Raw genomic sequence first — 5,537 nt, forward strand, 5'->3', positions numbered from 1 at the left:
CTTCCCGCTGGTTCGACGAGCGCATGCCGTTCGAGCTCGGCCTCGGGCATCCGCTGGAATATGCGATCTATTGGAGCCCCGTCGGCTTCATCTCGTCTTTGCTGGATGCCGGCTCGAATCCAAACTATCAGGATCACGGCGGGGTTCCGTCCATCATTGCAGCGCTGTCCACCGACCGCGCCGACCGGCTGGACATCGTGCGGGTGTTGATCGACGGCGGTGCCGACCCCAACATGCGGGGCGTCAACGACTGGACTCCGCTGCACTATTCGGTGGCCATCCGCAGTGTCGATGCGATCGGCCTGCTTTTGGCGGCGGGCGCCGACCCGGTGCTCGAAACCCGCATCGATGACTACAGGAACGTGATCGAGGAAGCCGAGATTGCCGGCTTTGAAGCCGGTGCCTCCTTGCTGCGCGATGCGATGGCCGGGCGCAACTCCGACAGACAGTAAGTTGGGGCGCTACGAACCACCGCCAGCAAATGCCAGGCTGACCTCAGACCTTCTTCAACCCCGCCTGGAAGCGCTTGCCGTTGGCAACGTAGTGCGCCGCCGAGCCGCGCAACCTTGCCACGGCCGCGTCGTCCAGCACCCTGACCGCCTTGGCAGGCGAGCCGACGATCAGCGAATTGTCCGGGAATTCCTTGCCTTCGGTGACCAGCGCACCGGCGCCAACCAGAGAATTCCTGCCGATTTTCGCGCCGTTCAGCACGATGGCGCCCATGCCGATCAGGCTGTTGTCGCCGATCGTGCAGCCATGCAGCAAGGCGCGGTGGCCGATCGTGCAGCCTTCCCCGATCGTCAGCGGGAAGCCGGGATCGGTGTGCATGACAGTATGTTCCTGCACGTTGGTATCGGCGCCGATGACGATGGGCTCATTGTCGCCACGGATGACGGCGCCAAACCAGAAGCCGGCATTGCGTCCGACCCTGACGTCGCCGATCAGCGTCGCATCGGGCGCGATCCAGTTCGAATCCGCATCGGCGAAGCTGGGCTCTGTTCCATCGATCGCATAAAGCGGCATTTCTGGTCTCCGAATCGTCTCAGCCTGACAGCTCGGACCCTAGGAGACGGACCGTCCATGAGGCAATGGCAAGCACGACGACGCCCAGCGCCAAGGTCCACGCAATTGCCGTGCAGCCGCAGGACATCAGCGCCAACGTTGAAATGCGGCGCTGACGCCGGGCATCGATGGCATCATTGACCAGCATGAAGGGTCCGGCACAGGCCGTGGCGAGCAGCGAGCGCAAGACATGTGACGGCGACACATAGGGTTCGGTGAAGGCGACCTTGCGGCCCGACACCAGTTCCATAGCCGATCCGGCCAGCCCGCAGGCCGTCAACCCGACGGCAAAAGCAAAGAGTGTGAGTTCCAGCGGTCCCATCTTAACTTTCCATTTACCATGAAATTGCACAGTCGTTCCACGCAGGCTGCAAGAGCCGTGCCGTACGATGTGTGCCGCCCAAGGACACTGGAGGCGGACGGACGGCCCGAGATCCGAGGACTGAGATGAAGCAGGCAGCGCTCGCCAACGAACTCACTGTGGTCGATTCTAGGCTGATGAAGCGGGTGCTCTACGGATTCGCGGCGCTGGCCCTGCTTTCAGCAGCGATCAGCCTTGCAGGCAAATGGTTCGGCCATTCGATCGCCATGGCCGGATACACCGACGACGCAACGATGCACCAGGTGGTGATCGGCAACAATGTCATCACGGTCCCGGCCAACGCCATCCGTTTCGCCCAGGCCCGGCGCGACGGCATCGCCTCGCGGCTCGACCTCTATCTGCGCTATCCCCAGATGGACGGCTACAGCGAGGCGGCGCGGGATGATTTCAACCATACGGGGACAGCCAAAAGCATCGTCTTTCTGGCCTTCGAACAGCAGATGATGTCGCGTGACATGAGTGGCCGCTTCGCGCCGATCTACAGCTCGTTGATCACCCAACCCGGCATTGTCGGGCCTGGCGGCACGATGATTTATGGTTTCAACGAGAAATCAGGCTATCTGAACGAGGTGCTGGTTGTCGGCAATCGCCCCGGCAAGGAGCCGTTCGTGGCCCGTTGCCTGAGCGGACCGAGTGCCGACCAATCGCTGGCGCCTTGCGAGCGCGACATCCAGGTCGGCGACGAGCTCAGCCTCACCTATCGCTTCCCAAGGGAGTTTCTGGGCGATTGGCAGGCGCTCGACGCGGCAATCGCCACTGAAGCCGGGCGCGTCCTGAAAACAGGACAGTAAGAAAGCCTCGGAAGGTGCGGCCGGCCGGCCGCATTCGAGGCGGAGCCGGCCGAGCGCAAAATCGCTGGCTCAGGCCAGATCGATGTCGAGGATCGCCATCGAGAAATTGTAATCGCCGTCGTCCTCGTCCTTGAAGACGATGCCGAGGAATTCGTCGCCGACATAGACCTCGGCCGAATCGTCCTTGCGCGGCCGTGCCTTGACCTCGAGCTTGGGGTTCTGGAAGACGCGCTTGAAATAGGCGTCCAGCTTTCTGATTTCGTCCGGCTTCAACAGTCTTCTCCGATCATCGGGCTTGCTCGTTCGAACGCGCTTCTGGCACGTCGACAATGGCGATGTAAAGGCAAGCGGCCTGATAAGGCGAGACAACCACCTACTCATGCCAGCGGCCGGAATCCGGCAGCAGGCGGCGGCCTCGTGAAAATCAGATGTCGAAGCTGACGACCTGATCCATCGTCTGCGACGGCAGAAGCTGGTCCATCTGGCGCGACGGCTGATCGCAGCCGGTCTCGCCGACGACGCGGGCCGGCACGCCGGCAACTGTCTTGTTGTGCGGCACAGGCGACAGCACCACCGAGCCGGCGGCAATCTTCGAGCAATGGCCGATTTCGATGTTGCCGAGGATCTTGGCGCCGGCGCCGATCAGCACGCCGTAGCGGATCTTGGGGTGGCGGTCGCCGCCGGCCTTGCCGGTGCCGCCCAGTGTCACGCCGTGCAGGATCGACACGTCATCCTCGATGACAGCGGTCTCGCCGACCACGAGGCCGGTGGCATGGTCGATGAAGATGCCCTTGCCGATGCGGGCGGCCGGGTTGATGTCGGTCTGGAACACCGAAGACGAGCGGCTCTGCAGGTAGAGCGCGAAATCCTTGCGCCCCTGATTCCACAGCCAATGCGCCAGCCGATGGGTCTGGATGGCGTGGAAACCCTTGAAATAGAGCACAGGCATGATGAAGCGATCGCAAGCCGGATCGCGATCATAATAGGCCTGGATGTCGACACGCACCGTCGTCGGCCACTCCTTGTCGTCGGCCAGCATGGACTTGAACGTCTGGCGGATGAGATCGGAGCCGATGTCCTGGTGCGCCAGCCGCTCGGCCAGCCGGTGAATGACTGCTTCCTCCAGGCTGTCCTGGTTGAGGATGGTCGAATAGAGGAATGCAGCGAGCAGCGGGTCGCGGTTGACAGCCTCCATGGCCTCGTCGCGGATCGAACGCCAGATCGGATCGACGGGCTTCAATGCGCTGTGTCGGGAAATGCTGATGCTGTTCATCGCCGTCTCGTCCTGCGTCCTGCCTGGCTTGCCTGTTGTGCTTGCCTGTTGCCTGGCCGCACATATAAGCCAGATGATAGCACGATTGAACTCAATTTTCCTTAGTGCTTTGTCAAATGGATTTGGTTCGCGGGAATTCAAGCAGCCATGGAAAACGAACCCTTGATCGACGACGCGCTGAAAAGCGAGCTTTCGGCTCTCTACCGGGCCCCAGGCCGCCACTATCATAACCTTGCCCATATCGAGGCGATGCTGGCGCTCGCTGGCGACTATCGAGAATTGCTCGGCGACCCCGAGGCGATCGAAGCGGCGATCTGGTTCCACGATGCCGTCTATGACAGCAAGGCCAAGGACAATGAGGCGCAAAGTGCTGCCCTTGCCGAGAAAAAGCTGGCGGGCCGCGCAAATCCTTCTCGCCTCAACCGCATCTCTGCAATGATCGTCGCCACCGCCACGCACCAGGTGCCGCCGTTCGAAGACGCGGCGGCCACACGGGACGCAAGTCTTTTCCTGGATATGGATCTGTCGATCCTGGGAGCCGCGCCGGACGCCTTCGACGCCTATGAGCGCGCCGTGCGGCGCGAGTACCACTGGGTGGAGGAGCCAATGTGGCGGGCCGGACGCAGTGCTGTCCTGAAGACTTTCCTCGCCCGCCCGCACATCTTCCACACCGAAGAGTTTCGCCAGCGCTTCGAACCGCAGGCCAGGGAAAACATGACGCGGTCATTGCAGGCCCTGCAAACCCCTTTGTGATCTTCGCCGGTGGCGCGCTTGCATGTCGCCCTATCCCGCCACGGGCGTTGCATCGAACAATGCACCGAGAAACGCCTGAACAAGCGAGCGCTGGGCGTCGGTCTTGCGATAGGCGACGCGGTGTATGGAACTGAACGAATAGGCCCTTGGCTTGATGGCCCGCATGTCTCCGGCGGCGACCCAGGGATCGGCAAAATGGCACGGCAGAAAGCCGATGAAGTTGCCCGACAGGATCAGCATCAACTGCGCTTCCATGTGCACGACCGATGCACTCGCCTTGGGATGGCCGACCAGGTAGAGGTCGTCGAAATGTCGATAGCTGCGCACCGAGAACCGCGCGGCGTCGACGGCGCCTTGATCGATCCTTGAATCGGGCATCGCAAAGAGAGGATGCCGGCGGCCGCAATAGAGAAGATGCGGTTCGCCGCAATAGTCGCGATAGACGACCCCAGGCGCTTTCTGCGACAGCGGCCCGATGACGACGTCGCGACCGCCATCGGCAACTTGTTGCTCGAGTTCGGACGGCGTACCCACCGAAAGGTCGATGAAGACGTCGGAATCGGGCCCCATGAAGCGGCTGAGGGCGTGCTGGATACCCAGTTCGCCACTGGTGAAGACCCCATCAGACGTGCCGACCCGCAAGCGGCCCGACAGGCTGCCGCTGGCTGCATTGATGCGATGTCCGAAATCGTCAAGGTCGCGGAACAGCTTCTGCGCCGCATCGTAGGTTGCCTGTCCAACCTCGGTCAGGCGGAATTGCTTGCGCCCGCGATGGCAGAGTTGGGCACCGATGCGTTTCTCCAGCTCCGCCAGATGCGTGCTCAGCGTCGGCTGTGACAGGTTGAGCGTGATTTGCGCAGCGGCGAACCCGCCTGAATCGGCCAGCGCCACGAAAACGCGCAGCAGGCGGATATCGATATTGTCCAGCCGGCGCATGCCATTCCCCATGATGCACAGAACGATACATCGATGTTATTCGATGTATCGTTCTAAATAAACTCATTTACATCAATGTCAGAAATCGCGAGCCTGTACGGAACAAAATTGGGGAACAATCATGAAACCGTTACTCGGCACCGCCTTGTCCGCAGCCCTGCTGCTCGCCAGTTCGCAGCTCGCCCTCAGCGCCGACCAGATCCGCATCCTGGCGCCGACATGGCTGGGATTTGCGCCTGTCCATATCGCCAGCGACCTTGGCTGCTTCACCGCCAAGGGCCTTGATGTCAGCATCAAGTTCGAGGACGACCTGACCAACGTCATGGCAGCGATGGCGCGC

The 5,537-nt window shown here is 61.8% G+C and carries 8 protein-coding genes and 1 pseudogene; 4 read left to right on the plus strand and 5 right to left on the minus strand.

The genetic code is table 11. The features are described 5' to 3' along the window. On the plus strand, window positions 1-452 hold a 452-nt coding region (locus EOB59_RS31300), incomplete at its 5' end, for an ankyrin repeat domain-containing protein (protein WP_164895806.1). Window positions 453-495: 43 nt separating this feature from the next. Here EOB59_RS31300 and EOB59_RS31305 read toward each other — a convergent pair. Both EOB59_RS31305 and EOB59_RS31310 read right to left on the minus strand, forming a co-directional pair. Continuing rightward, on the minus strand, window positions 496-1,023 hold the full coding sequence (locus EOB59_RS31305; RefSeq protein ID WP_128290034.1) for a gamma carbonic anhydrase family protein: 528 nt from the start codon (window positions 1,021-1,023) through the stop codon (window positions 496-498). Window positions 1,024-1,042: 19 nt separating this feature from the next. Continuing rightward, window positions 1,043-1,384: a hypothetical protein gene (locus EOB59_RS31310; protein WP_127397559.1), complete on the minus strand. Its 342-nt coding sequence runs from the start codon at window positions 1,382-1,384 to the stop codon at window positions 1,043-1,045. A 125-nt stretch (window positions 1,385-1,509) separates the two neighbouring features. Between EOB59_RS31310 and EOB59_RS31315 the strand changes: the two genes are divergently transcribed. Further along, window positions 1,510-2,235, plus strand: a complete 726-nt coding sequence (locus tag EOB59_RS31315) for a hypothetical protein (protein WP_128290035.1) — start codon at window positions 1,510-1,512, stop codon at window positions 2,233-2,235. 69 nt (window positions 2,236-2,304) lie between these two features. Here the strand turns inward: EOB59_RS31315 and EOB59_RS31320 are convergent, their stop codons facing one another. Then, entirely contained in the window at window positions 2,305-2,508 is a 204-nt protein-coding gene (locus tag EOB59_RS31320) for a DUF3126 family protein (protein ID WP_013531334.1), read from the minus strand. A gap of 151 nt (window positions 2,509-2,659) precedes the next feature. Then, entirely contained in the window at window positions 2,660-3,508 is an 849-nt protein-coding gene (gene cysE / locus EOB59_RS31325) for a serine O-acetyltransferase (protein ID WP_013531333.1), read from the minus strand. Between the two features lie 147 nt (window positions 3,509-3,655). On the opposite strand from cysE, the gene EOB59_RS31330 reads away from it, so the two are divergent. Beyond that, a complete protein-coding gene (locus tag EOB59_RS31330) occupies window positions 3,656-4,261 on the plus strand; it encodes a hypothetical protein (protein ID WP_128290036.1) in 606 nt (201 codons plus the stop codon). A 30-nt stretch (window positions 4,262-4,291) separates the two neighbouring features. Here EOB59_RS31330 and EOB59_RS31335 read toward each other — a convergent pair whose 3' ends face one another. Continuing rightward, window positions 4,292-5,197: a LysR family transcriptional regulator gene (locus EOB59_RS31335; RefSeq protein WP_127810284.1), complete on the minus strand. Its 906-nt coding sequence runs from the start codon at window positions 5,195-5,197 to the stop codon at window positions 4,292-4,294. Window positions 5,198-5,318: 121 nt separating this feature from the next. On the opposite strand from EOB59_RS31335, the pseudogene EOB59_RS35715 reads away from it, so the two are divergent. Next, window positions 5,319-5,537 (plus strand): annotated as a pseudogene (locus EOB59_RS35715) (myristoyl transferase); the annotation flags it as partial.

The sequence above is a fragment of the Mesorhizobium sp. M7A.F.Ca.MR.176.00.0.0 genome (assembly GCF_004023165.1).
In the GTDB taxonomy this organism is placed as follows: domain Bacteria; phylum Pseudomonadota; class Alphaproteobacteria; order Rhizobiales; family Rhizobiaceae; genus Mesorhizobium.